The 25,616-nt window shown below is 46.4% G+C and carries 17 protein-coding genes and 1 other RNA gene; 9 read left to right on the forward strand and 9 right to left on the reverse strand.

Going from position 1 to position 25,616, the window contains the following annotated elements; genetic code table 11:
• From BMZ56_RS18960 to hisG, 5 genes are all read right to left on the reverse strand, one after another.
• Window positions 1-317: hypothetical protein (locus BMZ56_RS18960; RefSeq protein ID WP_143072970.1), on the reverse strand; the 317-nt coding region annotated here is incomplete at its 3' end.
• Between the two features lie 696 nt (window positions 318-1,013).
• Complete coding sequence (locus BMZ56_RS18970) at window positions 1,014-2,189, reverse strand: tyrosine-type recombinase/integrase (protein ID WP_090629385.1); 1,176 nt, start codon at window positions 2,187-2,189, stop codon at window positions 1,014-1,016.
• A gap of 55 nt (window positions 2,190-2,244) precedes the next feature.
• Window positions 2,245-2,612: a transfer-messenger RNA gene (gene ssrA / locus BMZ56_RS18975) on the reverse strand.
• A 45-nt stretch (window positions 2,613-2,657) separates the two neighbouring features.
• Entirely contained in the window at window positions 2,658-3,953 is a 1,296-nt protein-coding gene (hisD, locus tag BMZ56_RS18980; protein ID WP_090629388.1) for a histidinol dehydrogenase, read from the reverse strand.
• A 3-nt stretch (window positions 3,954-3,956) separates the two neighbouring features.
• Window positions 3,957-4,808, reverse strand: coding sequence for an ATP phosphoribosyltransferase (gene hisG, locus BMZ56_RS18985; RefSeq protein ID WP_090629390.1), 852 nt, complete (start codon window positions 4,806-4,808; stop codon window positions 3,957-3,959).
• Between the two features lie 280 nt (window positions 4,809-5,088).
• Here hisG and BMZ56_RS18990 point away from each other — a divergent pair, with 280 nt between their 5' ends.
• From BMZ56_RS18990 to BMZ56_RS19015, 6 genes are all read left to right on the forward strand, one after another.
• Window positions 5,089-7,548, forward strand: coding sequence for a glycoside hydrolase family 31 protein (locus tag BMZ56_RS18990; protein ID WP_090629393.1), 2,460 nt, complete (start codon window positions 5,089-5,091; stop codon window positions 7,546-7,548).
• Window positions 7,549-7,595: 47 nt separating this feature from the next.
• Window positions 7,596-9,518, forward strand: coding sequence for a 1,4-alpha-glucan branching protein GlgB (glgB, locus tag BMZ56_RS18995; RefSeq protein ID WP_090629394.1), 1,923 nt, complete (start codon window positions 7,596-7,598; stop codon window positions 9,516-9,518).
• Entirely contained in the window at window positions 9,508-10,947 is a 1,440-nt protein-coding gene (locus BMZ56_RS19000) for a glycogen synthase (RefSeq protein WP_090629397.1), read from the forward strand. The genes glgB and BMZ56_RS19000 overlap by 11 nt, the downstream gene beginning before the upstream one ends.
• Entirely contained in the window at window positions 10,947-12,215 is a 1,269-nt protein-coding gene (locus tag BMZ56_RS19005) for a glucose-1-phosphate adenylyltransferase (RefSeq protein ID WP_090629917.1), read from the forward strand. Before BMZ56_RS19000 ends, BMZ56_RS19005 begins: the two co-directional genes overlap by 1 nt.
• Window positions 12,216-12,232: 17 nt before the next feature.
• The gene (gene mnmE / locus BMZ56_RS19010) at window positions 12,233-13,594 is read left to right on the forward strand and encodes a tRNA uridine-5-carboxymethylaminomethyl(34) synthesis GTPase MnmE (protein ID WP_090629399.1); all 1,362 of its coding nucleotides are present in this window, start codon (window positions 12,233-12,235) and stop codon (window positions 13,592-13,594) included.
• A 133-nt stretch (window positions 13,595-13,727) separates the two neighbouring features.
• Window positions 13,728-14,678 carry a hypothetical protein gene (locus tag BMZ56_RS19015; protein WP_090629402.1) on the forward strand — a complete coding sequence of 317 codons (951 nt, stop codon included), beginning with the start codon at window positions 13,728-13,730 and terminating at the stop codon, window positions 14,676-14,678.
• A 1-nt stretch (window position 14,679) separates the two neighbouring features.
• Here BMZ56_RS19015 and BMZ56_RS19020 read toward each other — a convergent pair whose 3' ends face one another.
• Window positions 14,680-15,195, reverse strand: coding sequence for a hypothetical protein (locus BMZ56_RS19020; RefSeq protein ID WP_143072971.1), 516 nt, complete (start codon window positions 15,193-15,195; stop codon window positions 14,680-14,682).
• 271 nt (window positions 15,196-15,466) lie between these two features.
• Here BMZ56_RS19020 and BMZ56_RS19025 point away from each other — a divergent pair, with 271 nt between their 5' ends.
• Window positions 15,467-15,907 (forward strand): nuclear transport factor 2 family protein, encoded by a 441-nt coding sequence (locus BMZ56_RS19025; RefSeq protein ID WP_090629408.1) that lies wholly within the window; start codon window positions 15,467-15,469, stop codon window positions 15,905-15,907.
• Here the strand turns inward: BMZ56_RS19025 and BMZ56_RS19030 are convergent.
• Window positions 15,894-20,228: a translocation/assembly module TamB domain-containing protein gene (locus tag BMZ56_RS19030; protein WP_143072972.1), complete on the reverse strand. Its 4,335-nt coding sequence runs from the start codon at window positions 20,226-20,228 to the stop codon at window positions 15,894-15,896. The genes BMZ56_RS19025 and BMZ56_RS19030 overlap by 14 nt on opposite strands.
• A gap of 83 nt (window positions 20,229-20,311) precedes the next feature.
• On the opposite strand from BMZ56_RS19030, the gene tsaD reads away from it, so the two are divergent.
• Together tsaD and mgrA are read left to right on the forward strand one after the other, a co-directional pair.
• On the forward strand, window positions 20,312-21,313 hold the full coding sequence (gene tsaD / locus BMZ56_RS19035) for a tRNA (adenosine(37)-N6)-threonylcarbamoyltransferase complex transferase subunit TsaD (RefSeq protein WP_090629415.1): 1,002 nt from the start codon (window positions 20,312-20,314) through the stop codon (window positions 21,311-21,313).
• 69 nt (window positions 21,314-21,382) lie between these two features.
• A complete protein-coding gene (gene mgrA / locus BMZ56_RS19040; RefSeq protein ID WP_090629417.1) occupies window positions 21,383-22,417 on the forward strand; it encodes an L-glyceraldehyde 3-phosphate reductase in 1,035 nt (344 codons plus the stop codon).
• A 1-nt stretch (window position 22,418) separates the two neighbouring features.
• Here the strand turns inward: mgrA and BMZ56_RS19045 are convergent, their stop codons facing one another.
• Both BMZ56_RS19045 and aspS read right to left on the reverse strand, forming a co-directional pair.
• Window positions 22,419-23,798, reverse strand: coding sequence for a LutB/LldF family L-lactate oxidation iron-sulfur protein (locus tag BMZ56_RS19045; protein WP_090629421.1), 1,380 nt, complete (start codon window positions 23,796-23,798; stop codon window positions 22,419-22,421).
• A 48-nt stretch (window positions 23,799-23,846) separates the two neighbouring features.
• Window positions 23,847-25,595: an aspartate--tRNA ligase gene (aspS, locus tag BMZ56_RS19050; protein ID WP_090629920.1), complete on the reverse strand. Its 1,749-nt coding sequence runs from the start codon at window positions 25,593-25,595 to the stop codon at window positions 23,847-23,849.
• Window positions 25,596-25,616 lie beyond the last annotated feature (21 nt).

Below are 25,616 nucleotides of genomic sequence, written 5' to 3' on the forward strand. Positions count from 1 at the left end.
GGGCCTCGGCTTTTACGTTTCAAATCCATGTCATAATACCCCTCGATTTTGGCCTTCAGCTTTTCGGATCGTTCCACATAAAATGCAATTTTTTCGAGTGCGTCTCCCCATCCCTCAAAAGGCGACCTAAGTATGTATCTTTCGGTATTATATTGAGTCAGCAATAGTTCCCACTTATGCTTAAATTCTTCCGGTGTATACCACTCGTCAGCGATATGGTCATAAATCCACTTATGCTCGTTCCAGGCTTCAAGCATGAACTTCTTAGCATATTTTTCAAGGCTCGTTGTAACGAAGAATCCCGGTATTTTTTTCATAACCACAAATGTAAAACTAAATATTTTAGTATTACAAGCGGCAGCGAAAAATGTTACATTGGTTGGTGTAAATCGGTAAAAAAATAACCCCCATCCGTAGACAGGGGTTCGCCCCAAGGGCTGGGGCTTCAACCTAAACCTATTGTAAAGGTAATAAATTCAATCCAGTTTCCAAATCTTTTCGGAAATCACTGTTGCCCCATAACGAATAAGCATCTCTTCCATTTTATCTAGCGATAAGGATTTCCCTGATCGTAGATAAGACTTCCACCCGGATACTGTCCGACGGTCAACACCTAGCTTTTTGTATACGCCACGTTCCTCCAGCATCTTGGAAAACGCCTCTTTGGTGCCTACTACCATAAATATATCCCCAGCACTATCAGTGCAATTGTGATGGCGATATCAAGCCACGTGAACACGATTCGGAACTCGATATTTAATTCCGCGTTATCACCCCTTATCCAAGCAGCCAAATAATTGAATAATTGTCTAATCATTGCTATATTTGCTTTACAGAACACAAAGGAAAGAACCGGGAGCCTAGCCCCCGGTTGGTGAATCACAGAATCCATTTAAGGACTTTTCTCACCGACTTGAATTTAAGTTTGACGACCAATTCAAGTCCTTTCTTTGTTATGATTAACTTAATCATATACAAATATACAAAAATGTCTTGAAATGTCAAGACTTTTTTTAAATTTTTCTTGATTTTATAGATACCTCCTCCCCGATGATTATCCCCATATCTTTCAAATAGTCCATCAATTCAGCCAATGTGCTATGGCGTGTATACTTGATGATGGTCGTGAGTTTAACCCCGTCTTCAACCATATGAATGCAACGCGTATGCTTAAACGCGTACAACGTAACACCTTCAGGAATATATATAGCCCTTCTTACTTTAATGAATCGCTTTCTAAAATATCCTTCACACACCGACTTTGGTCCAGGCGTCCCTGTGCTGGTGAAGATGTAGTCGGTGATTTTGTATTGGTGTAAGTTGAGCTCTCGAAGTATTTGGGCAAATTCATCATCTATTGGTATCCATTGCGTTCGCTTGCTTTTTGTGTTATCGCTTGGCGCCATTATCCGACGTGACACCAAATCTATGTCCCCAACCTTTAATAATCTCAATTCGGCATCTGGCCGAAGGCAAGAATAGTAAATGAACCTACAAAATTGGTACAAGTATGGATCTTTTTCCTTTGTCCAGTTCAAAACATCGCTCAATGTTCGGTTATCAAAAGGGATATTTCCTTTTTTTACAACCGATAGGCGCTTTATTTTTTTACAAGGATTTGTTTTGAGGTAATCATCATAATTGTCGACGTAATAACCCATGAAGGCTTGTATATCGTTAATATAGGAATTGTAGGTCTTGTTTGACCAAGAACGTTCGACGCGGTATTTGTTAACGAATTCGAAAATCATCTGCTTGGTTACGTCGTCAATGTTCAACATACTGAATCCGTTCATGTCAAGGTATTGCTTTAATAATAGCAACCTGTTTTCGTACACCCGGAATGAATTCCGTTTTAATGTTGATTTGACCGACAGCAGGTAATTATCGATACAATTGATGATATTGTATTTGGAAAGGCTGGTCTTATTGTAAGATTTGAATACATGAAAAGGATTGAATCCCAGCCCGAGTAAAGTCTTGATACCCTCCTTGACGATTTTTAATTGACGCTTACGTTCGGATAAAGTATGTACCGAGTTGATGGATTTACAAACCCTGAACCGCTGATATAGCGGTTCATTGGGTTTGCGTAACTTTTCGGGTTTAAGGAAGTGGTAAGAAACAAACCATTCCTTTGATAAATCGCCCCCCGCGTCATAGCTACCTACGTGCTTATATTTTGGCATTTCTGTCCGCTTTTTGTCAGGTGCTTTCCTAACAAGCTGCGAATCAGGGGTTATTTGGTGGAGTCGGAGAGATTCGAACTCTCGTCCAGTCATGGTGTAATATACGCTTTCTACATGCTTAGCTTCCGTTTTATTGTCGGGAAAGGGAAGGCCGGCTGCTCGCCTATACCATTTTCCTTAGTCGCTGTGTCTCGCCGGTCCGTCGCGACGCCGAATCGGCCAGTTCCATAAATCGATGTCCCTGATGCTACGCTACGGAACCAAGCGTGAGCGGAACAAAAGCTGAGCTAATTCTAAATTAGGCAGCTAAGGCGTAGTTATTTTCGCCATTTATAAAGTTGAAAGTTTGGATTAAAGCGCAATACTAACAACGCGCTGCATGCTTACATAACCACCGCCATCCTGTCAATTCCGGTCGACCCCATGGTATGAAATAGTGTACAAAGATACGGAGTTTTTCTGTTTATGTCAAGAAATGGAGGCTAAACGTAAAGATACCGCATTTTTGTGAGCCTGGAGGCCCTCCAGTTCGGCCAATACTTCCACCGTAGGACCAATGTTCCGCAATCCATCCGTGGTAATGTGCTGAAACGTGATTTTCTTGACAAAGGCATCCACCGAAACCCCGGAGTACGAGCGGGCAAAGCCGCTCGTGGGTAAGGTGTGGTTGGTGCCCGAAGCATAATCACCGGCACTTTCCGGCGTCAGGTGTCCCACGAATACCGATCCCGCATTACTAACTTTCCGCAACAGCGGCTCCCAATTGTCTGTTTCAAGGATCAGGTGTTCAGGAGCATACCGGTTACTGAAAGCGATGGCTTCCTCAAGATCCCCACATACTATCGCATAGGAATTGGCAAGGGCTTTTTCTGCTACTGTTGCACGGGGAAGTTGAGCTAGTTGGACTTTCAACGCCGTCTGTACCCCATCAATAAGGTACGGATCCGTACTCACCAGTATTGCTTGGCTATCTGCACCATGTTCTGCCTGTGCAAGTAAGTCAGCCGCTACGTATTCTGGATTGGCCGAGCCATCGGCGATGACTAGCACTTCCGATGGGCCAGCTGGCATGTCAATGCTGACGTTGGCCAGTCCCTGCACCAAACTTTTGGCTTTGGTGACGTATTGGTTACCAGGTCCGAAAATCTTGTCTACCCTGGGCACACTTGCCGTACCGTAAGCCATAGCGGCTACGGCTTGGGCACCCCCCACCAAATAGATCCGGTCTATCTTCAGCAATTGCAAGCAATAGGCGATGTACCCGTTTATCTTGCCATCCGCCTGCGGAGGTGAACAGACCACAATTTCCTTGCAGCCAGCAATGCGTGCTGGGACACCAAGCATGAGCAACGTACTGGGCAAAACCGCTGATCCGCCGGGAATGTACAATCCGACTTTTTCGATTGGGCGGGGTTCTCTCCAGCATTTAACACCAGGCATGGTCTCAATAGCGCGTTCCTTGCGCAATTGAGTTTCATGAAACCGGTAGATATTGGCAAAGGCTATTTCCAGGGCGCGCTGTTGCTCCCGCCCAATAGTCGAAGCCAGGGCGGCAATCTCTTCAGCCGTCAAATATAGCTGTGTCAACTGTACTCGATCCAGCTTTTCCGCATACTTCTTAAGTGCAACGTCCCCATTTGTTTTCACATCTTCAAGGATATCCGTGACCAACTGTTCGATGTTTCGCGACGGGTCAGTGTTGCGTGCCAGAAGTCGCTCGAAATCGGGCGCTTGTAGCGAGGAATAGCGGTACGTCTTTAGCATGCCTTATATGATAATCTTTTCCACGGGCATCACGACGATTCCCTGAGCGCCCGCAGCTTTCAGTTTGTTGATTTTTTCCCAGAAATCCTGCTCAGATATCACCGTATGTACGGCAACCCAGTTTTCCTCGGCCAGCGGAACTAGGGTAGGGCTTTTGACACCGGGTAGCAAGGATATGATTTCATTCAGGTTATCGCGTTCGACATTCAGTACCACATATTTGGTTTCCGCCGCCCGGAGAACGGATTGAATACGCTGCATCAGCTCACGGACCACTGGATTGCTGTCTATGCCGTTTTTACTGATCAGGATGGCTTCCGATGTCATAACGTCCGCAAACGGCACCAGCCCGTTGCTGCGCAGGGTGCCGCCTGTGGAGACAATGTCGAAAATGGCATGACTCAACTCCAATGCAGGTGAAATTTCCACCGAACCGGAAATCATTCGGATATCGGCGGTGATCCTGCTTTCGGTCAGGAATTTCTGAAGGATAACAGGATAGGAGGTAGCAATTGCTTTGCCGTTCAAATCGGACAGTTCCCGGATATCGCTATGGTTGGGTACCGCGATTTTAAGACTGCACTTGCCGAATCCGAGCCGTTGCAGGTAACGCACTTCCGCCTCGGTTTCTGCAATCACGTTTTCTCCCACAATGCCAAGATCAGCGATCCCGTCCTGTACATATTCGGGGATGTCGTCATCCCGAAGGAAAAGAATTTCCAGTGGGAAATTGGATACCGTGGTGATCAGCGAACTTTTGTAATTTTCAAAGTTCAGCCCGCAGTTTTTAAGCAATTGTACCGACTTTTCATTGAGCCTGCCGGATTTTTGGATGGCTATTTTGAGATTTTTCAAGGATTTAAATTTAATTATTAATAAAGACTAAACATCGGGATTCTTTGCTTCACGTAGAAACATACAGGTTTTCATTCGCCGCAAGGGCGATGATGGAAATGTACGTGATGAAAGAAGACACTCATGTTCACTATTAATAATCGCATGGTGGAATAATTTGGCAAATATAAAAGGTAAGTGCCGGGAAACAAAAAATATTGAAAATTAATTTGTGTAACGATAAATTGCAATAATTCATCAAAAAATGTACTTTGGCTAAATCAAAACAGGAAGTGAACATATGGCGAAGGATTTGACTAAACAACCGGAAACAGATACGGATAACGGAACACAGGTTCTCGAAGAGGGCATACACCATGTCAATAATCCGGTATTGGATCTGCCGGAAATCGTGAAAAACTATTTGGGGCCCGTGGCGGGATACCATCAGGAAAACAATAATTATTATTTTAACGATGGCAGTGCAAGTGTAGAGATAAAGGTGGTCAGTGACGAGATTATACGTGTACGGCTGGCACCCAGGGGGCAATTTTTAGAAGACTTTTCCTATGCGGTACCCCAATCGGACCAACACGTGGCCGTATATAATTTTGAAGAGGATCAGCAGGCTTATCGCGTGAAAACAAACACCGTGACGTGTGTCATTAATAAAGCCGATTTTCTCGTGTCCTTTGCCGACCGTGAAGGAAACGAATACAACAGAGATTTTGCACCGATGCATTGGGAGGAAAACCCTGATTTCGGTGGATACTATGTGTATTGTACCAAACTCGCGTTGGCCAATGAGGCATTTTACGGATTGGGAGACAAACCCACTCACCTGAATCTCCGCGGAAAACGGTTTGTTAATTGGAACTCCGATACCTATTCATTCCAGTTTCATCAGGATCCGTTATACCGGAGTATCCCCTTTTATATTGGTTTGCATGAAGGAGATGCCTATGGTATTTTCTTCGATAACACCTTTAAGACTTATTTTGATTTTGCCGCCGAGGCGCATGACCAAACGAGCTTTTGGTCGGAAGGTGGCGAGTTGCAGTATTACTACATCCATGGACCGCATATGATGGACGTGGTGAAGCGTTACCATACCCTAACCGGTACACATTACCTGCCGCCGCTATGGGCTTTGGGATTCCACCAGTGCCGATGGAGCTACTATCCCGAAAGCAAAGTGAAAGACCTCGCAAGGAACTTTCGCGAACGTAAAATTCCCTGCGATGCCATTTATCTGGATATCGACTATATGGATGGCTATCGTTGTTTCACCTGGAATAAAAGGTATTTCCCCGATCCGAAAAAGATGATTAAGGAGTTGGCCGACGATGGTTTCCGCACCGTAGTCATCATTGACCCAGGGATAAAGGTTGACGAAAACTATTGGGTATTCCGCGAGGGGAAGAAAAACCGTTATTTCTGTCGTCGGGGCGATGATTATTTCATGGAAGGCTACGTGTGGCCAGGCCGCTGCCAATTTCCAGATTTTACCAATGTTGAAGTACGTGAATGGTGGGGCGGGTTATTTAAAGGTTTGGTGGAGGCCGGCGTGGCCGGCGTATGGAATGACATGAATGAACCTGCCGTATTCGGCAGGGGTACATTCCCCAATGACGTGCGCCATAATTTCGATGGCTACCGCGGGTCGCACCGTAAAGCACACAACGTCTACGGTATGCAGATGGTGCGTGCTACTTACGACGGATTGAAAAAGCTGTTTCAGAATAAACGCCCGTTTACGATTACCCGTGCTGCATACGCCGGTACGCAGCGCTATGCTTCGGTGTGGACGGGCGATAATGTGGCTACGTGGGAGCACCTGCGACTGGGCGCGCTCCAGCTTCAGCGATTATCAACGTCCGGTATGCCTTTCTGCGGCACGGATATCGGGGGCTTCAGCGGCGAACCCGATGCCGAATTATTTACCCGGTGGATACAGTTCGGTGTATTTTCGCCCTTTATGCGCGCACATTCCGCGGGCGATACGGCGGAACGCGAACCTTGGAGTTTTGGAGAAGAATACGAAGCCCTCAACCGCAAATTTATCGAATTACGGTACAAGCTATTGCCCTACATTTATTCCGTATTTTGGGAGCATACGAGATACGGTTTCCCCATTCTCCGGCCGATAGCAATGATTGAACAACGGTTGGATGGCAACATTCAGCGGGAAGAGGAATTTTGTTTCGGCGATAAAATATTGGTGTCACCCGTGTTACATCCCGGGCAGCAAAACAAAATGGTATACCTGCCTGTTGGTGAGTGGTATGACTATTGGAACGATAGCCTGTTGGAAGGTGGTCAAGAACACGACGTGGATACACCGATCGATAAAATGCCAATATTCATCAAAGCGGGAACTGTATTGCCGGAATATCCCGTCATGCAATACGTCAGCGAGAAGAAAATAGATTCACTCAAGCTGGTTATTTATCATACGGTGCGGGAAGCCAATTCGTATCTGTATGAGGATCATGGGGACACGTTTGCATACGAACAACAGATTTATCTGGAAAAGAAATTTGTGGTAAAAGGTACTTCCGATAGTTTGAGTATCAATCAATATGTAGATGGCTTGTATTCGGAGAAATACGATACATACGATCTGCAACTTGTTGCCCTTCCCTTTAAAGTACGGCAGGTAAGAGTAGACGATACGGCGGTTCTAGTCGAATCGGATGCGACAGGAAGATATACGGTGAAGGTGTCCAAGGATTTCCGAAGTATACAGATTACAGGATGATGGATCGGGTTTGATACCATGGTTGTCCAATTATAAACGATATAGTTATGCAGGGCTTGGTAGAAGTTTATTCGCTGTTTACGGATTTTGATATAAGCCTTTTCCGGGCAGGTAGGCACTATAAACTGTATGAAAAGTTCGGTTCACACGCCATCCTGCGAAAGGATAAGGCGGGGACTTACTTTTCGGTGTGGGCTCCCAATGCTGAATCGGTATCTGTGGTGGGTAATTTCAACGGATGGAATCCTTATTCGCATATGTTATATGTCCGGTGGGACGGATCGGGCATCTGGGAAGGATTTATCCCGGACGTAGGCGTAGGCGAACTTTATAAATACCACATCCGTTCGTATCAAGGGGAAGTGCACGAAAAGGGCGATCCGTTTGCGTTACAATGGGAGCGGGCGCCCAAAACGGCTTCCGTTGTTTCCACTACCTGGTATGAATGGACCGATGACGCATGGATGAACAAACGGCATGAGTACAATGCACTCAATAAACCCATTGCGGTGTATGAAATGCATTTGGGTTCCTGGATGCGCAGTCCGGATAATCCCCAGCAATTGTTGAATTACCGCGATATCGCCGATCGCTTAGTCGAATATATCAAAGAAACGGGTTTTACGCATGTGGAACTATTACCGGTTATGGAGCATCCCTATTATCCCTCATGGGGATACCAGATTACAGGGTATTTTGCAGCTTCGTCGCGTTATGGTTCCCCCCAGGATCTGATGTATCTTATCGAACAGCTGCATCTTAATGGAATCGGGGTGTTATTGGACTGGGTGCCATCTCATTTCCCCAGAGATGCCCATGGCCTGTATCGGTTTGATGGGACACACCTGTATGAACATGCGGATCCACGGCAAGGGTATCATCCCGATTGGGGATCTTATATCTTTAATTATGGACGAAACGAGGTTCGGTCATTTCTAATCAGCAACGCATTGTTTTGGCTGGAGAGGTATCACGCGGATGGGCTTCGCGTAGATGCCGTGGCGTCCATGCTTTACCTGGATTATTCGCGCAACGAAGGCGAGTGGATACCGAACGAATACGGCGGCCGGGAAAATTTAGAGGCTATCGGCTTCCTCAAAGAACTGAACGAAGCGGTTTATAGCCATTTCCCCGATGTGCAAACCATCGCTGAGGAATCCACTTCCTGGCCGGGAGTGAGCCGTCCGACGTTCAGCGGTGGACTGGGGTTCGGCATGAAATGGATGATGGGATGGATGCACGACACCCTGCAATACTTCAGCCGCGATCCGCTGTACAGGCAGCATCACCATGGGCAGCTTACGTTTAGTATGCTGTATGCCTTCCATGAGAATTTTATGTTGCCGCTATCACACGATGAAGTAGTACACGGAAAAGGTTCGATGGTTCATAAAATGCCTGGCGATGAATGGCAGCGCTTTGCGAACCTGCGGTCACTATACTTGTATATGTATACCCATCCCGGTACGAAATTGCTGTTTATGGGATGCGAATTTGGACAGACGGCTGAGTGGAATCACAATCAATCACTGGACTGGCATTTAATGCAATATGAACCACATCAGGGAATGTTTGCATTCATCAAAGCGCTTAACTACCTGTACCGAAATGAACCGGCACTTTATGAACACAGCTTTAGTCAGGATGGGTTTGAATGGATAGAGGGGGGAGATGCGGTAAATTCGGTGGTGGCCTATTCGAGAAAAGGGATCGATGCGGAAAACGACTTGCTAATTATCTTAAATTTAACACCCGTAGTGCGTTATTTTTACCGATGTGGCGTGCCTTCACCGGGTGAGTGGAAGGTATTGCTCAATTCAGATGAGGGTACTTATTTTGGTAGCGGCATCGAGCAACAGACAGTGCAGGCGGAGCCGATTCGGTGGATGAATAAGGAGTGGTCGGCCAATTTTACACTGCCGCCCTTAGCAGGATTGGTATTTAAAAAAAAGAAGCGTAATGCCGAGTGAGCCGAAACATATCATACATTTAAGTGCAGAATGCTATCCGGTTGCTAAAGTGGGGGGACTTGGCGACGTCTTGGGATCGCTGCCAAAATATCTTCAACGTGCGGGGTTACGTACGTGGGTCGTTATGCCCTGGTACAACAAACCGTTTGTGCAACAGCGTGAATTTGAGCAAGTTTATACCGGAAGTTTCCAGCAGGGATCACGACCGTTAGAAGTACAAGTATATAAGGAAAAAGAAGACGTTTTGGGATTTGGTTTATACCTGATCAAAATACCTGGATTGCTGGATCGCGAAGAGCCCTACGGTTATACAGACGAAAGCGAACAATTTATGGCTTTCCAGCATGCTTTTCTGCATTGGATTACAGAAACCGGCATCACGCCGGATGTCGTGCACTGCCACGATCACCACACTGGGCTTATTCCCTTCTTGATGTATCATTGTGAGCGCTTTGCTGACTTAAGGCATGTACCGACTGTCGGTACCGTACATAACGGACAATACCAGGGATGGATGGATTGGAACAAAGCGATCCTGTTACCTCCATTTGATACTTGGAAGTGGGGACTGCTGGATTGGAGCGGGGTTATCAATCCACTCGGTGCACTGATTAAGTGCTGCTCGGTGTTCACAACCGTATCTGAAGGATATCTTGATGAGCTAATGACGCAGGCCAATGGCTTGGAACGTCTGTTTGCGATGGAACGTGCTAAAGGCGTCGGTATTGTCAACGGAATCGATACAACCATATGGGATCCTGCCGGGGATGCGATGCTCCCATACCATTACCGGATAGCTAATGTGCAATCCGGCAAGCGCAAAAACAAGGAATTTTTAAGTAAAGCGTATGGCTTGGACCCTGAAAAGCCATTGCTCGCGTTCATTGGCCGTTTTGCGGGGGAGAAAGGTGCTGATCTTTTGCCAGAAATTATCGAAAACTTATTGGACGACGCAGCTGTTTATCTAACGATCATGGTATTGGGCTCGGGAAATCCGCAGGTTCAAGCAAGCATCGCTTACCTTGCCGAAAGATATCCTGGAAAGTTGGGTGCTTACATCGGTTATCAAGAGGAATTGTCTCATCGCATCTATGCGGCGGCAGACTTTTTGCTGATGCCATCCCGGGTGGAACCCTGCGGGCTTAACCAGCTTTATTCCATGCGTTACGGTACTATTCCGGTTGTGCGAAGCACTGGGGGTCTGAAAGATACCGTGAGTGATATTGATGTGCAGAACGGCTATGGGATCACGTTTCTAGATGCTAACACGGCCGATGCCGCAGAGGCCATCCGTCGTGCCCTTTCGTTGTATGCTGATAATCAACGGATGCAACAACTTCGAAAACATATCATGAAGCTCGATTTTTCGTGGGACAAGTCGGCTGCCAAATACATGGAAATTTATCAGAATATAACCAATAAATTATGATCAAGCACAACGTGATTTCTGTCGTACTGGGAGGAGGAAAGGGGACACGCCTTTATCCATTGACACACCAACGCTCCAAACCAGCGGTTCCCATTGCCGGTAAATACCGGTTGGTGGACATACCGATTTCCAACTGCCTCAACTCGGGGTATAACCGGATTTTTGTACTGACTCAGTATAACTCTGCATCCTTAAATTCCCATATTAAAAACACCTACAATTTCAGCGTGTTCAGCAAAGGGTTCGTAGATATACTGGCCGCGGAGCAAACACATGAGGGTGAAAAATGGTATCAAGGTACGGCTGATGCTGTACGGCATTTACTGCGTTATCTACAGCACCATGATTACGAACATCTGTTGATCCTTTCCGGTGACCAACTGTATCAGATTGACTTTCAGGAAATGATCGAGAATCACATCGCTGCAGAAGCCGAAATATCCGTTGCGACGATTCCGGTGAATGCGAAAGATGCGACGTCATTCGGTATACTCAAATCCGATGAGGAAGGGAATATCACGTCCTTCATCGAAAAGCCGAACAGCTCGCTGCTCCCACCTTGGGTATCTGAGGTAAGTGAGGAAATGAGAACGGAAGGTAGGATATACCTGGCTTCCATGGGAATCTACGTGTTTAACAAGACTGTCCTGAAAAAGATTTTGGCCGAAAGTTCAGGTGTGGATTTCGGTAAGGAATTATTGCCAGAGGCGATCGGTAACTACCGCATTCACAGCTATCAATACCCTGGATATTGGACAGATATTGGTACCATCGACTCTTTCTTCGAGGCAAATATCAGCCTCACCGATGATATTCCGAAGTTTAATCTATTCGACAAACATACCATCTTTACCCGTGGGCGTATGCTGCCGCCCTCTAAAGTGTCGGGTACCAAATTGGAGAAGGTCGTAATTGCGGATGGCTGTATCGTTGCCGGTGAAGAGATCGAGCGGTCGGTTATCGGCATCCGTTCGCGCATCGGTGCCGGAACGGTGATTAAAACGACGTATATGATGGGAAGTGATTTTTACCAAACGCTGGAGGAAATCGCGCATACAAACACGCAGGACAGCCCCTTGGTGGGCGTCGGCGAAAATTGTTATATTGAAAATGCAATCCTCGATAAAAACTGCTGTATCGGGAATAACGTCCGCATCAAAGGAGGAGCACATTTGGAAGACGGCGATTTTGATACCCACGCCATCCGCGATGGCATTATCGTTGTAAAGAAGCGAGCTGTCATTCCATCGGGTACTGAAATCGGTTAATTTCGTAAGTTTGCCACATGGCAAATTATGATACGATTGTCGCGTTGGCCACCGCAACAGGAAGTGGGGCCATTGCTGTTATCCGCCTTTCGGGTCCGGAAGCGATACCCTTGGTCAACCGGGTTTTCAAAGGAAAGAATTTGGCAGAGCAGGCTTCACACACCGTGCATTTCGGTACCCTAAGAGACGGAGCCGAAGTGCTCGATGAGGTGCTGGTTTCTTTATTCATTGCTCCGCATTCGTATACCAAAGAAAATGTCGTCGAAATTTCCACGCATAACTCACGGTATATCATCGAGCGGATTATCCAACTGCTGATCCGGCAAGGTGCCCGTGCAGCCCGTCCTGGAGAGTTTACACTCCGCGCTTTTCTCAACGGACAGATGGATCTCTCCCAAGCCGAAGCTGTGGCAGATCTTATTGCATCTACATCGGCGGCTTCGCACCAAGTGGCTATGCAGCAAATGCGCGGCGGCTTTTCCAATGTGCTAAAACAGCTCCGCGAACAGCTTATCCAGTTTGCATCGCTGATAGAGCTTGAACTCGATTTTTCAGAAGAGGACGTTGAATTTGCCAACCGCGCTCAACTGAAGGCGCTCATATTGGAGATAAATAATGTCATCCAGAAACTCATCGCTTCGTTCGAGCAGGGCAACGTTTTGAAAAACGGCGTGCCGGTGGTGATTGCCGGGCGACCCAACGTAGGCAAGTCCACATTGCTCAATACGCTGCTTAATGAAGAACGGGCCATCGTTTCAGACATCGCGGGTACCACGCGCGATACCATTGAAGATGAAGTCAACATCCAGGGTGTGACATTCCGATTTATCGATACCGCTGGTATCCGGGATACGCTCGATGTTATTGAAGCCAAGGGTGTAGAACGCACGCGTGAAAAAATGAAAAAAGCGCGGCTTATCGTGTATCTCGCAGATCCCCAGCACGACGATCTCGAAGAAATAAAGAACCAGTTAGCCGAAGTGGAACAATTGGACGTACCTTATGTCACAGTGGTAAATAAGGTGGATTTGCTAACACAGGAGCACGTGGATACGCTATACACCATCGATCCGCTGTTCATCTCCGCCAAGAATAATGTGGGGGTTGAGGAACTGAAAGCGGAATTGCTGCACAAAGTAAATCTGCATGACTTGGGTACGGATGATGTGCTGGTAACCAATATACGCCATGTGGAAGCCCTACGGAAGACAGAAGATGCATTGCAGCGCGTGCTTTATGGCATTGATGGTGCTGTCACATCTGATTTTCTTGCGATGGATATCCGGCAGGCGCTGCACCACCTTGGCGAAATTACGGGATCAGTATCTACCGATGATTTGCTGGATAATATCTTTTCGAAGTTTTGCATCGGGAAGTAAGGTGTCTTTCTGTAATTAGAGATGTATACAGAGATAGTACCCCGATGAGTTTATTAAAGAAGCAAACCCATAAATCGGGTGCGCGACGAATAATTGGTGAACGATGAATAATGGGTGAACTATTAGTTTTAAGATGAGAGTAAGTACCGGTTTATTATTCCTGTTCATGGCGATCCAATGCTGTGGACAGAGTAAAGAACGTATGAAGGCAAATGGCAACGGGCCAATATATCGACTTAAGGTAACGAGTTCCTTATCGTACACCATCCGGGTAAACGGAATAACGACGGCCAGCAAAAACCAAAACGCGGGAAACACAAGATGGTTTCTTATCAATAACTGCATTCCCGCGTCGGGCAGTCAGGAGTTGGAAATCACGATCCGGCCGGCGATGACCGATGACGGAATGAACCACGAAGTGGCTTTGGGAAATATAGGAGATGACCATGTATTTAATGTCGAGATCGAGCGCATGGTGGGCAGCGAAGGTGCCGGAGGGTCGGCGGTTATCTATCAGTATCAATTACCGGAAGGTAATTATTCCCGGCGAGAAGCTTTTGTTCATAAAGCAACCTTTGAAGCAGACGTGCCTTATAGGCTTGAAGATTGGCGGAAAGGGAAGACGTTTGACACCACAGATAGCGTGATGCTGAAAGCGAAAGTTGTGGAGTTTTATCAAAAGCTGAAACATTATTATGAGCATCGCAACGGTGCTGAATATGTAAAGCTTATTGAAAAAGGGATGTATAACTTGGCGCAGGGAGCCTATTTCGGGGATGATGCATTGGATAGGCTGAAGCAAAGCAAAATAGACTTCATTAACAAGCAGCCGCGAATATTAATGGATCTTGATAGCTACCAGTTGGAAATTTCGGGGAATGGAAAGCTTGTATCGCTAAGAAGAACCGATGGATATAACAGGGGAGAAGGTGTACTGCGGAGAAAATATACAAAGAATGGGCGGGAAACCGTACATGTGGATGATATATGGCTCTACGCCCCCCGGGGCACCGATTCAATTGATGACTCAGAGATGTTTGAGATTATCGTATATCAAAACCTAGTTAAACCCTATTTACCTTGATCTAATAGGCTTCTGCTTCGGGCATGGCTTCCAATAATTTGCTTTGCTGGATTTTGTGTTGAAACACGTCATGAAATGCCATCCGGGCGCTGTTGGTGAGGAAAAAGTCCTTGTTTTCGTAATGAGCTGAAGCATAAATTGTTTCCTCAAATTCCGACGTATCACACCCATACCTGATCCAGTTTTGCCCGTCTTCGTCGTCGAATAATATCATGACATGGTTTCTGGCGGCGTGTGGATCTTCGCCAAGGTAGTGCCGCGGCAATCCGCTTAAATTGCCGCTTTCCCACTCGACCACTTCTTCCGGGATAAGCGAACCGAATATAACGACGGCACCATATTCAGCTTGGATGCGCTCAATGTGACGGTTGAGTTTCGCAACTTGCTTCTCCGTTAAAAGCCGCTGGTTTACTTCGCCAAAGCCTAGTTTGGCATAGCCCACATCAGCATACCTTACCCGTTCGTAGTTTTTGAGCTCTTTTTGAGCGAAGAGGAGAGTGGGGATGAGGAAAAACATTCCTGTCCAAATGAAAGGGTGATTTTTTGTAACCGCAGGCAGCATAATGGCAAACTTACATAAAAAACAAAAAACCATTGGTTTATTTGCTGTGAATCAAATCGATTAGGTTGCATATAAAAGTAAATATAGCTAAGTTTGGCTTATTAATCAGAAGTTCGATCCACGTAGCATCAACGCTCATTCCTGAACGTGGAAGCTAAATTATTTTAATCAAAGGCTCCCCGTGAAGACGGTATAAGTACTGACAACTGAAAAATAAAACAAACAGATGAAAGTAAACAAAGCGGTTTCCCTGTTAGCGATTTGTGCGATCGTTCCCAGTTTAAGTATTGGACAGCCTTCAGAAGTGCGAGAGGTGGAGCAAGCGGTGCAAGCCCTGACCCAAGCCATGATCGATGCTGATGGCCCTACGTTGCGGAAGCTAACGGCTGAGGCATTGTCCTATGGTCATTCCAGTGGGAAAATTGAAACCCAATCTGAATTTGTAGAAACATTGGTCACGGGCATATCCGTCTTTGAAAACATCCAATTGGAAAACCAGACCGTAGAAGTAGTGGATAATACTGCTATTGTTCGACACATTTTTGAGGCAAAGACCAACGACAAAGGTAAAGGACGGGGTACCGTGAAGCTAAGTATCCTGTTGGTATGGGTGAAGGATGGGACGCAATGGGTGCTATTGGCACGTCAGGCTGTTAAGGGTTCCTGATTTCGGTATTTTCCTCTTCTTCTTCGGTCTTCCGATTTACGGTAAACAGGCGCCGGAGGAACTCGTCAAACGTGTAGAATTCCTGGCGATAAACCAGTCCAAGCGCACTGACGTAATTTTCGTTAATGGTAAGCGGCAGAAAATTCCGGCTGTTCAGCCGATTGGATCCGCGTAATACCAAACGCCCGTCTTTGCGGATTAAATAGAGCAGCTCGGCATCCGTTACGATGCGATCACTGAACACATTCAGGTCGTTGAGATTGCGCCTATCAGTTACCCCCCCTGTAAAAATTAGCCGGTCATTGAAAAGACGTACAGATGCGCTTGCGTCGTTTAGTGAGCGGATATTCAGGTCTACAAATTTAAGATTCAGTGACTGGGATATAAGGTTGTTTAGTTGATTGAAAGCCAGCTCAGTACCAGCACTCAATAAGGTGTTATTCAGTTCTCGGCTGAAGTCTGCTTCAGATCCCGGGACAAAGCTACGGCGCACAATCAAGCTCAGGGCTTGCTGATTTACATTATTGGCATCGCTGAGGTAACTCTGCAGCTCATCTTTCACATAAGGGTCGTTGGGAAAATTAAGAGCAAATGTAATGTCAGGACGCATCAGGTTGCCACTTAGGTTCATTACCGCATGGGCAAGTACACGCTGTTCAACGGTTTCCCTTCCGGCCGCGTTGTAGAGTGGGCCCAAGCTGGTGCGTTGCCCATATACGGCGGCTAGATTGACGGTTGCATCGGTGGGTTGTCCCGTCCAGCGTATATTGCCGCCTTGATTGATGTCAAATATTTTGTTGATAAAATCTTGTGCAGTAAACGTGAATTTTCCGTTGTTGAACGTGTAATCACCAAACATTTCAAAGTCTCCGAGGCTCGATACGCGCATAGAAAGCAATCCTTCACCGCGGCCTGTCAATTCGCCCAAGTCGGTATATAAACTAGTTTCTGCGGCCGGTGTTATCTGTAAATCCATATTCATGCTCAACCCATTGAATAAGCGGGCTTGCGGATGTTGTGTATCAAGGGTATCATGACTCACAAAGTGAATGAAGTCATTGTCGCTTACGGTGCCAGTCGCATTCAGCGGAATGTAGAAATGTGTGTTTTCTTCTGTCCGTGCTTGTATGGATATGTTGATGCCATTCGTGGGGCCGTTGAAGGCAAATTTCCCGGTTCCATAGGCTGTACCGTAATATAGTGGGTTGTCCCTAAATGTGGTGTTGAGAACGAGAAAATTGGTTGCATCGATATTCACCGCTATATTTGGGATCAGTGGATTGCGCATGTCTACACTTCCGTTGGCGATGGCTATATTATTTTTAGGATCCGTAATTGTCAGATTCTTGAGCAAGATGGTACTATTGGACAATGAAACTTGATCGTTAATCCGGTAAGGTGTTCGGAGGTAATTGACCGTAAACCCCGCGTTGTGCAGATAACAGGTACCATTTATTCGAGGTTCAGAAACCGATCCTGCAATATTTACATCGGCTGAAATCGTTCCGCTGATATCCGATACAAGTCTACTAAGAAAGGGTTGGAAAAGTACCAGTTCGGTTTGATCAAGGTTGGCTTTTATCGCCAGCTGATCTGTTGCACCAGTTGCGTCATACGTTCCCGTGGCCATTGCGGTCGTTGTTCCACCGCGCGTGGTCTCCATTTTTACGTTTACCAGCTCGCGGACGCGGTCGAAATCGGCTTGTAGGATCATATCTCCGATTTCGGTACGATTAACGTAAACATCTGCTGCGGCAATATCTGCCGACAAATAGGGATTCTTTAAAACCGAGGTTACTTCCATGTGACCATTAAGTACCCCGCTTAGCTGAACTCCGGAGGGGAGTGTGGCCGAATTGAAGGTGGCAAGATTGAAATTCTGAAATGTAAATAACACCTTATCCTCCCGATTTCCAGATATAAACCCTTCTAATTTAGCTATTTGATCGTTGTTTGAAATTTCTAGGCCTCGTATATCAAGTCTGCCACCTTCCAAATAGAGCAACGTCTTTTCATCAAGTTTCCAAAACTCATGGTTCAAGACCAGCGTCGATGGCAGTACGCGCATTTTTATGGGTTGATCTTTCTCGAAGCTTACCAGCCCGTTAAAATCCAGTTGGTTGCCGGCCGTCACATCGGCCAGTTTCAAATTGGTATGCAGGGTATCGTTTGCCAGCGTATGGGAAAGATTAACATTGTTGACATACAGACTGTCTGAAATGCTGATCCGGTCGGCAGTAAGAAATAAGCGCAACGCACCGGAATGGGTTGACTCGTCAACAATCAACCGGTCTATAGTTAAGGTACCATGTGATAACTTAGGCACGAGTAGATTGATATTAGCCGCATTGTCGGCGGTAGAAAAATGCCCATTCACAAATGCTCCTTCTGGTAACATCAATTTTGGAAACCATAGTGCCGTAACGGCTTCAATATTTTTAAGTTCCAAATCGAAATCAAAAGCTTGTTTCCCTAAGGAACCAATCTTCAGGTCCATGGAAGGAGCATATTGCATCGCTACCGATTTAAAGTAACTGCCCAGGCTGGTTAAATCTATTTCGCCATGCAAAGTCGCATTTGCCAGGTCCGACTTAATAGCTAACGTGCGATGCTCTTGGTTACCATTGGCAGATAATGTCAGCGAATCGACTACATATCGATCCGTGTTGGTTAGAAACTGGACATTGTGTATGGCAATGTCTCCCTGAATATCGTTGATCGTACTGCCCTTGAAATTGCTGACTATGGAAGCATTTTCGACGGTGATCGGCGACTTTTTATATAGATGGATCGGATAGAGGTTCGCATAACCTACCTTCGCTGTGAAGGTGTATTCTGGGAATTTAGGATTGAGGTTGACATCGCCGTCGAAGTGTAGTTGTAAATTAGGATCATTAATCGCTATATCACCAGCAAATTGCATTTCAGCAAAGGTGCCTCCGAGATTGATGTTACGATATCGGTAGGCGCGGAAATCGAGGTAGTCAACCCGGCCTGTCACTGTACTGTTGATATCCCGTAAGGCAAAGCCACTTCCTTCTATCGTGATATCAAATCCGCTGGATCCGAGTTGTCTCTGTTGCAATAACGTACCTAAGTCAAATGCGGTAGTTAAAAGTTGGCCGGAGTAAGTGATTCCGTTGCGGATGTTGAGGTTGATGTCTGTAGTAACCGTGCCCAGTTGGGTTTGAAGCAATCCGTTGGCGACAAAATCGTAATAATGCCCCCGAAGTGCACCTTGATAGGTCAAATTGCCCATGTGGTCAACGAGGGTAGGCAGCTTTAATGTAGGTGAATTGCCCAGTTGCGGTACAAGCGTTTCAATATCATGACGGTTTGTCGAAAAGCGGTTTAGGTGCATATCGAACAGCGTTTGTTCGATATCCGGTAAGCCTTGAATTGTAAAATTGCCTGCCAGATAGGTATTGTTACCTGTCCGTAACATGACGTGCCTTGCATTGATAGCTGAAATTTTCCCGAAAAATGAACCTGATAAACGGACATCGAAACGTGTAGTGGCTACCTTAGGAGCGAAAAACTCGATGTCTTCTGAATGAATCCGCGCGCCGTTCAGGTTTAACTCAATATCAACCGCATCGATAAAGTTGCGAAAAGATGAAAAATCGTCGTATCCAAACCGAACGTAATCACCGAGTCGGCTCCGGTTGGTTTCTACATATAATTCGCGCAGTTCGATGCTGTTGGTATCTATCAATGCCAGTGTATTCATTTCGCGAACCCTGAATCCGCTTTGCTCGCGGAATTGGAGGTTTTTGACGGTCGATTTGAACAAATGGTTGGTAACATCGATGTCTGTGAAATCTCCGTCGAGTTCAGTGAGTTGAATATCGTTAAAATCAATGCCATTACTCACAGAAGGCCTTCCGACGCGTTTGTATCCGATCGAAGTATTAGCAAGTGTTACGGCGCGAAGATCGAGCCGCATGCGATTCCCTTGCTTTTTTTCCGTTGGTGTGGCCCGAAAGTAATCGATTATAAACGAGAGATTGGTACGATCACGGTCACGTTTGATGAAGAATCGGCTGTCGGTAATAGCCAGTTTTTTTATGATAACTTGTCTTTCACGTAGTTTCCAGAGATTTACGGATGCTGTCAGTTCGTTTGCATATAATAGGGTGTCACCATCCAAATCGGCTATGTAAAGGTCGTTGAGTATTAATGAAGAAAAGGGGCTGAAATACAGGCTCTCCAACGAGATGGTTGTGTGAAGCTCATTGGCAAGATAAGCAGCTGCTTTTTGCGCAAAATATGTTTGGACAGGTTTATATTGCAACGCAAAGATGAGACTCGCCGAAAGCAATAGAATTCCGGCTACTGTCCATAACGATATCTTTAATATTTTTTTGATATTTTTGCCCTTATTAAGCGTTCAAAATAGTATCCATGTCCATTATTCTAGGTATTGAATCATCCTGCGATGAGACATCCGCGGCCCTTTGTATAGACGGAAAAATCTGCACAAATATTATTGCAAATCAAACCGTCCATGAAAAATTTGGTGGGGTAGTACCTGAGCTGGCTTCGCGCGCACATCAGCAAAACATCATTCCTACCGTTGGACAGGCTATCCGCGAGGCAAAAGTACATAAAAATGACATAGATGCAGTAGCCTTTACGCGAGGGCCTGGGTTATTGGGCTCATTACTCGTAGGAACGTCTTTTGCCAAGGCTTTTGCGCTGGCACGAAATATTCCGCTGATTGACGTCAATCACATGCAGGCACATATCCTTGCACATTTTATCGAAGAACCATTTCCCGGGTTTCCATTTTTGTGCCTGACGGTTTCCGGAGGACACACGCAATTGGTATTGGTGAAAGATTATTTTCAAATGGAATTGATAGGGCAGACGTTGGATGATGCGGCGGGGGAGGCCTTTGACAAAACAGCCAAGATTCTGGGACTACCCTATCCAGGTGGCCCATTGATAGATCGATATGCGCAGTTGGGCGATGCAGAGGCATTTGCATTCCCAGAACCTCAGATTCCCGGCCTGAATTTCAGCTTCAGTGGTTTAAAAACATCGATTCTCTATTTTGTACAGAAAAAGGAAGCTGAATATCCCGGTTTTATCCAAGATCATCTAAACGATATATGTGCATCGGTACAGGCACGTATTGTATCCATTTTGATCAATAAGCTAAAACGGGCGGCGAAAGAGACCGGAGTAAGGTATATTGCGGTTGCGGGCGGGGTCTCTGCCAATTCTGGACTACGTGCGGCCGTGACCAAGTTGGGCGAGGAGCAGGGATGGCAGGTGTTTATTCCGCGATTTGAATATTGTACGGACAATGCAGCGATGATTGCCATAGCAGGACACTACAAGTATATCGCCCGCGACTTTGTAGGGCAGGACGTAGCACCGCTTGCTAGATATAATTTGTGAAAAATGGAAAGTTGAAAGAAAAATAACAGAATGCTGAAAGCCCGCAGCTGATAACTAAAAATAAAACAAATGAACTGGACACCCAATTCCGATCGTTACGAAAACATGATATTTAACCGATGCGGCAGAAGCGGACTAAAGCTCCCCGCAATTTCCCTCGGTTTGTGGAATAATTTTGGAGATAATGTTCCGCATCAAACGAAACAAGCCATATGCAGGCAGGCTTTCGATCTGGGTATCACGCACTTCGACTTGGCAAACAACTACGGTCCTCCTCCAGGTAGTGCCGAACAAGCGTTTGGTCGGATTCTGAAAGAAGACTTTGCCGGCTATAGGGATCAGCTGGTTATCTCATCGAAAGCAGGATATGACATGTGGCCGGGGCCCTATGGCGAGTGGGGTAGCCGGAAATACGTAATAGCGAGCTGTGATCAAAGTTTGAAAAGGTTAGGGATAGATTATGTGGATATTTTCTATTCACATCGGTTTGATCCGGAAACACCGCTCGAAGAAACGATGGCAGCGTTGGATCATATTGTCCGATCGGGTAAAGCGTTGTATGTCGGTATTTCCTCGTATAATTCGAAACGTACGCGGGAGGCGGTAGCGATCTTGAAAGACTTAGGTACACCCTGCCTTATTCACCAACCCAGTTATTCACTGCTCAATCGTTGGGTGGAAACAGATGGATTGCTGGATACGCTGGATGAATTGGGAGTTGGATCGATTGTTTTCTCTCCACTGGCGCAGGGTTTACTAACCAATAAATACCTAAATGGGGTGCCCGCTGATAGTCGGGCGAAAAATATCAAGCATTTTTTTCATAATGATTTTCTGAGTGAGCAAAACCTCAGGAATGTTGGGGAACTCAACGCAATTGCACAACGGCGTGGACAGACACTCGCGCAGATGGCCATCGCCTGGGTATTGAGGAAAGGGCGTGTGACTTCTGCGCTTATCGGAGCCAGCAGGCCGGAACAAGTAACAGATTGTGTTGGCGCATTGAAAAATCTTGATTTTTCCGCTGCTGAATTAGCCGAAATAGACACGTATGCCAAGGAAGGCGATATCAATATCTGGGCAAAGTCTGCGGAGCTGGAATAGGTTATTTGGGACGGTCTTTCCATTGTTGGCTGAACGACTTTTCAGCGAGCCGAGGTAAATCCCGATGCTTACCCCAGGCCTTTTTGAAAAACCGGCGAAGTAGGAAGTTTTTGACTTTTCCGCTGAAAAGATCGATGATCCCGCGTTTGGTGATAGCGAATGTAAAGCCCTTCCACGCCAACTTTTCGGTTTTGGCAACAATGCCGTTGTTGACGGCATCCCGCCGGTTAAGCAGCAACATCTGATGGATATCTATTTTGACCGGACACACTTCAGAGCATTTGCCGCATAAACTGGAGGCATAGCTAAGGTGTTTAAATTCTTCCATACCCCGCAGGTGGGGGGTAATGAGGGATCCGATTGGTCCGCTGTACGTGGTGTTATAGGTATGACCGCCTACATTTTTGTAAATGGGGCAACCATTTAAACAGGCACCGCAACGGATGCAATACAATCCCTGGCGTTGTTCTTTTTGCGCCAGCAGGGTTGTACGCCCGTTGTCTAGTAATACGACATACATCTCTTCCGGTCCATCCGTTTCCCCCTCTTGCCTAGGTCCACCGATAATACTATTGTATACCGTAAGACGCTGTCCAGTTCCATGGCTGGACAGCAAGGGCCAAAACAAATCAAGGTCCCCTAAAGAAGGAATAATTTTCTCAATACCTACGATGGCGATATGTATCTTAGGGAACGTAGTGGTAAGCCGTGCGTTTCCCTCATTCTCCGTTATGGCAATACTGCCGGTATCCGCAATGAGAAAATTACCTCCTGTAATGCCTACATCTGCCGATGTATAGGGTTCACGGAGCAATTCGCGTGCTTTGAGTGTGAGTTCCTGTGCACTTGCATCAAGCGGTGTGCCGAAGCGCTCATGGAAGAGCGCGGCAATGTCCTGCAAACTGAGATGCATGGCAGGGGTAACAATGTGATAAGGTTTTTGACCAAGTAGTTGTACGATGTATTCACCCAAATCTGTCTCAAGCGTGTTCACCCCCTTTTTTTCAAGGAAATCATTCAGTCCGATTTCCTCCGTGGTCATTGATTTTGATTTCACGACGGTCTTTGCACCGGCGCGCTGCATGATTTTCCAGATTTCTTCCCGTGCTTCATCTGCATCGTTTGCCCAGATAACCTTCCCGCCTTTTTGGATGAAATTCGATTCAAACTCGGGCAAAAGCTTATCCAGGTTTTCCATCATTCGCCATTTAATGATGTGTGCTTTACGTTTGGAATTTTCAATGTGGTGAAAATGGGTGAGCCCAATTTGGACCGCGGTATCGTATTTGTCAATATTGTAATTGATGATCTGCCGATGGCGCGGCTCAAATGCCTTGGCGGCACTGTCTTTCAGAAAAGTGGTTTCTTGTGCAGACGGCATATGCAGCGTATTTCTACACTAAATAACGTATGAAAATCAAAAGTGTTGTCATGGGCGCTTCGTGGTAATGGCCAATTCCGTCAACTGCTCATCGGAGATGACCGAAGGTGAGTCAATCATAACGTCCCTTCCCGAATTGTTTTTGGGAAAGGCAATCACATCCCGGATGCTGTCCAACTCGGCAAATATGGCTGCCAGCCGATCAAAACCAAAGGCGATGCCTCCATGAGGAGGTGCTCCATAGGTAAACGCATCCAAAAGAAAGCCGAATTGCTTCTGTGCTTCTTCGGCGCTGAATCCAAGATGCTTGAACATAAGTGATTGTAACTGACTATCGTGTATACGGATCGAGCCACCGCCTACTTCCGTGCCATTGATAACTAGATCGTAAGCATTGGCACGCACGTTGCCCGGTTGGCTATCCAGCAACGAGATGTCTTCAGGCTTGGGAGAGGTGAAAGGGTGGTGCATGGCGTGGTAACGGCCGCTCTCTTCGTCCCATTCCAACAGCGGGAAGTCGACCACCCACAGGGGAGTATACCTGCCTTTGTTCCGTAATCCGAGTTGTGATCCCATTTCAAGGCGGAGTTCACCTAATTGTTTTCTCACTTTATCGGTTTGTCCTGCCATCACCAGCAGTAAATCACCCGGCTTGGCATCAAAAGCCGCAGCCCACTGTTCAAGTTGCAGGGGCGTATAAAATTTGTCGACCGACGACTTCAATGTGCCATCTTCATTGTAGCGGAGGTATACCAGTCCACTCGCACCGATTTGGGGCCGTTTTACAAAATCTGTCAGGGCATCCAATTGTTTGCGGGTATAGGTTGCACATCCTTCGGCTTTGATACCTACGACAAGCTCTGCTTGATCAAATACAGGGAATCCCACTCCTTTAAGGGTGTCGTTCAGTTCGACGAAAGGCATACCAAAGCGGAGGTCAGGTTTATCCGAGCCATACAGACGCATTGCCTCTTCATAAGGCATGCGCGGGATATCTCCGAGGTCAATACCCTTCACCGCTTTGAACAGGTGCTTGATAAGGCCTTCAAAGACTCGCAGAATATCTTCTTGTTCTACAAAGGCCATTTCGCAGTCTATCTGCGTGAATTCGGGCTGTCTGTCCGCACGTAAGTCCTCGTCGCGGAAACACTTCACGATTTGGAAGTAACGGTCAAAACCCGACACCATCAGCAGTTGCTTGAATGTCTGCGGCGATTGCGGAAGCGCATAGAACTCACCGGGATTCATGCGACTTGGTACAACAAAATCACGAGCCCCTTCCGGTGTAGATTTGATCAGTACCGGGGTTTCCACTTCCAGGAAATCTTGCCCATCAAGGTACTTGCGCGTTTCCTGGGCAAGTTTATGCCGCAAAATCAAATTGTTGCGTACCGGACTGCGCCGCAGGTCCAGATAGCGGTATTTCATTCGCAAATCGTCACCACCGTCGGTGTCATCTTCGATCGTAAAAGGCGGTAGTTTTGCCGGATTAAGTATTTCAAGTGATGAAACCTTCAGCTCGATATCACCGGTCGCCAATTTGGGGTTTTTACTTTCCCGCTCAATAACCTGCCCTGTGACTTTAATGACATATTCCCTACCCAGTTCCCGCGCTTTGCTCCGCAACGCATCGTCGTCGGCTGCGTCAAACACCAGCTGAGTGATCCCGTACCGGTCTCGTACGTCAATAAAGGTCATTCCACCAAGATCTCGAGACTTTTGGACCCATCCACTCAAAACTACCGTCTTGCCCAAATCTGTAAGGGTCAGTTCACCGCACGTATGTGTTCTATGCATTTTTTCCGTTAGATTAAACGG

The sequence above is a fragment of the Parapedobacter indicus genome, from assembly GCF_900113765.1.
Lineage (GTDB): Bacteria > Bacteroidota > Bacteroidia > Sphingobacteriales > Sphingobacteriaceae > Parapedobacter > Parapedobacter indicus.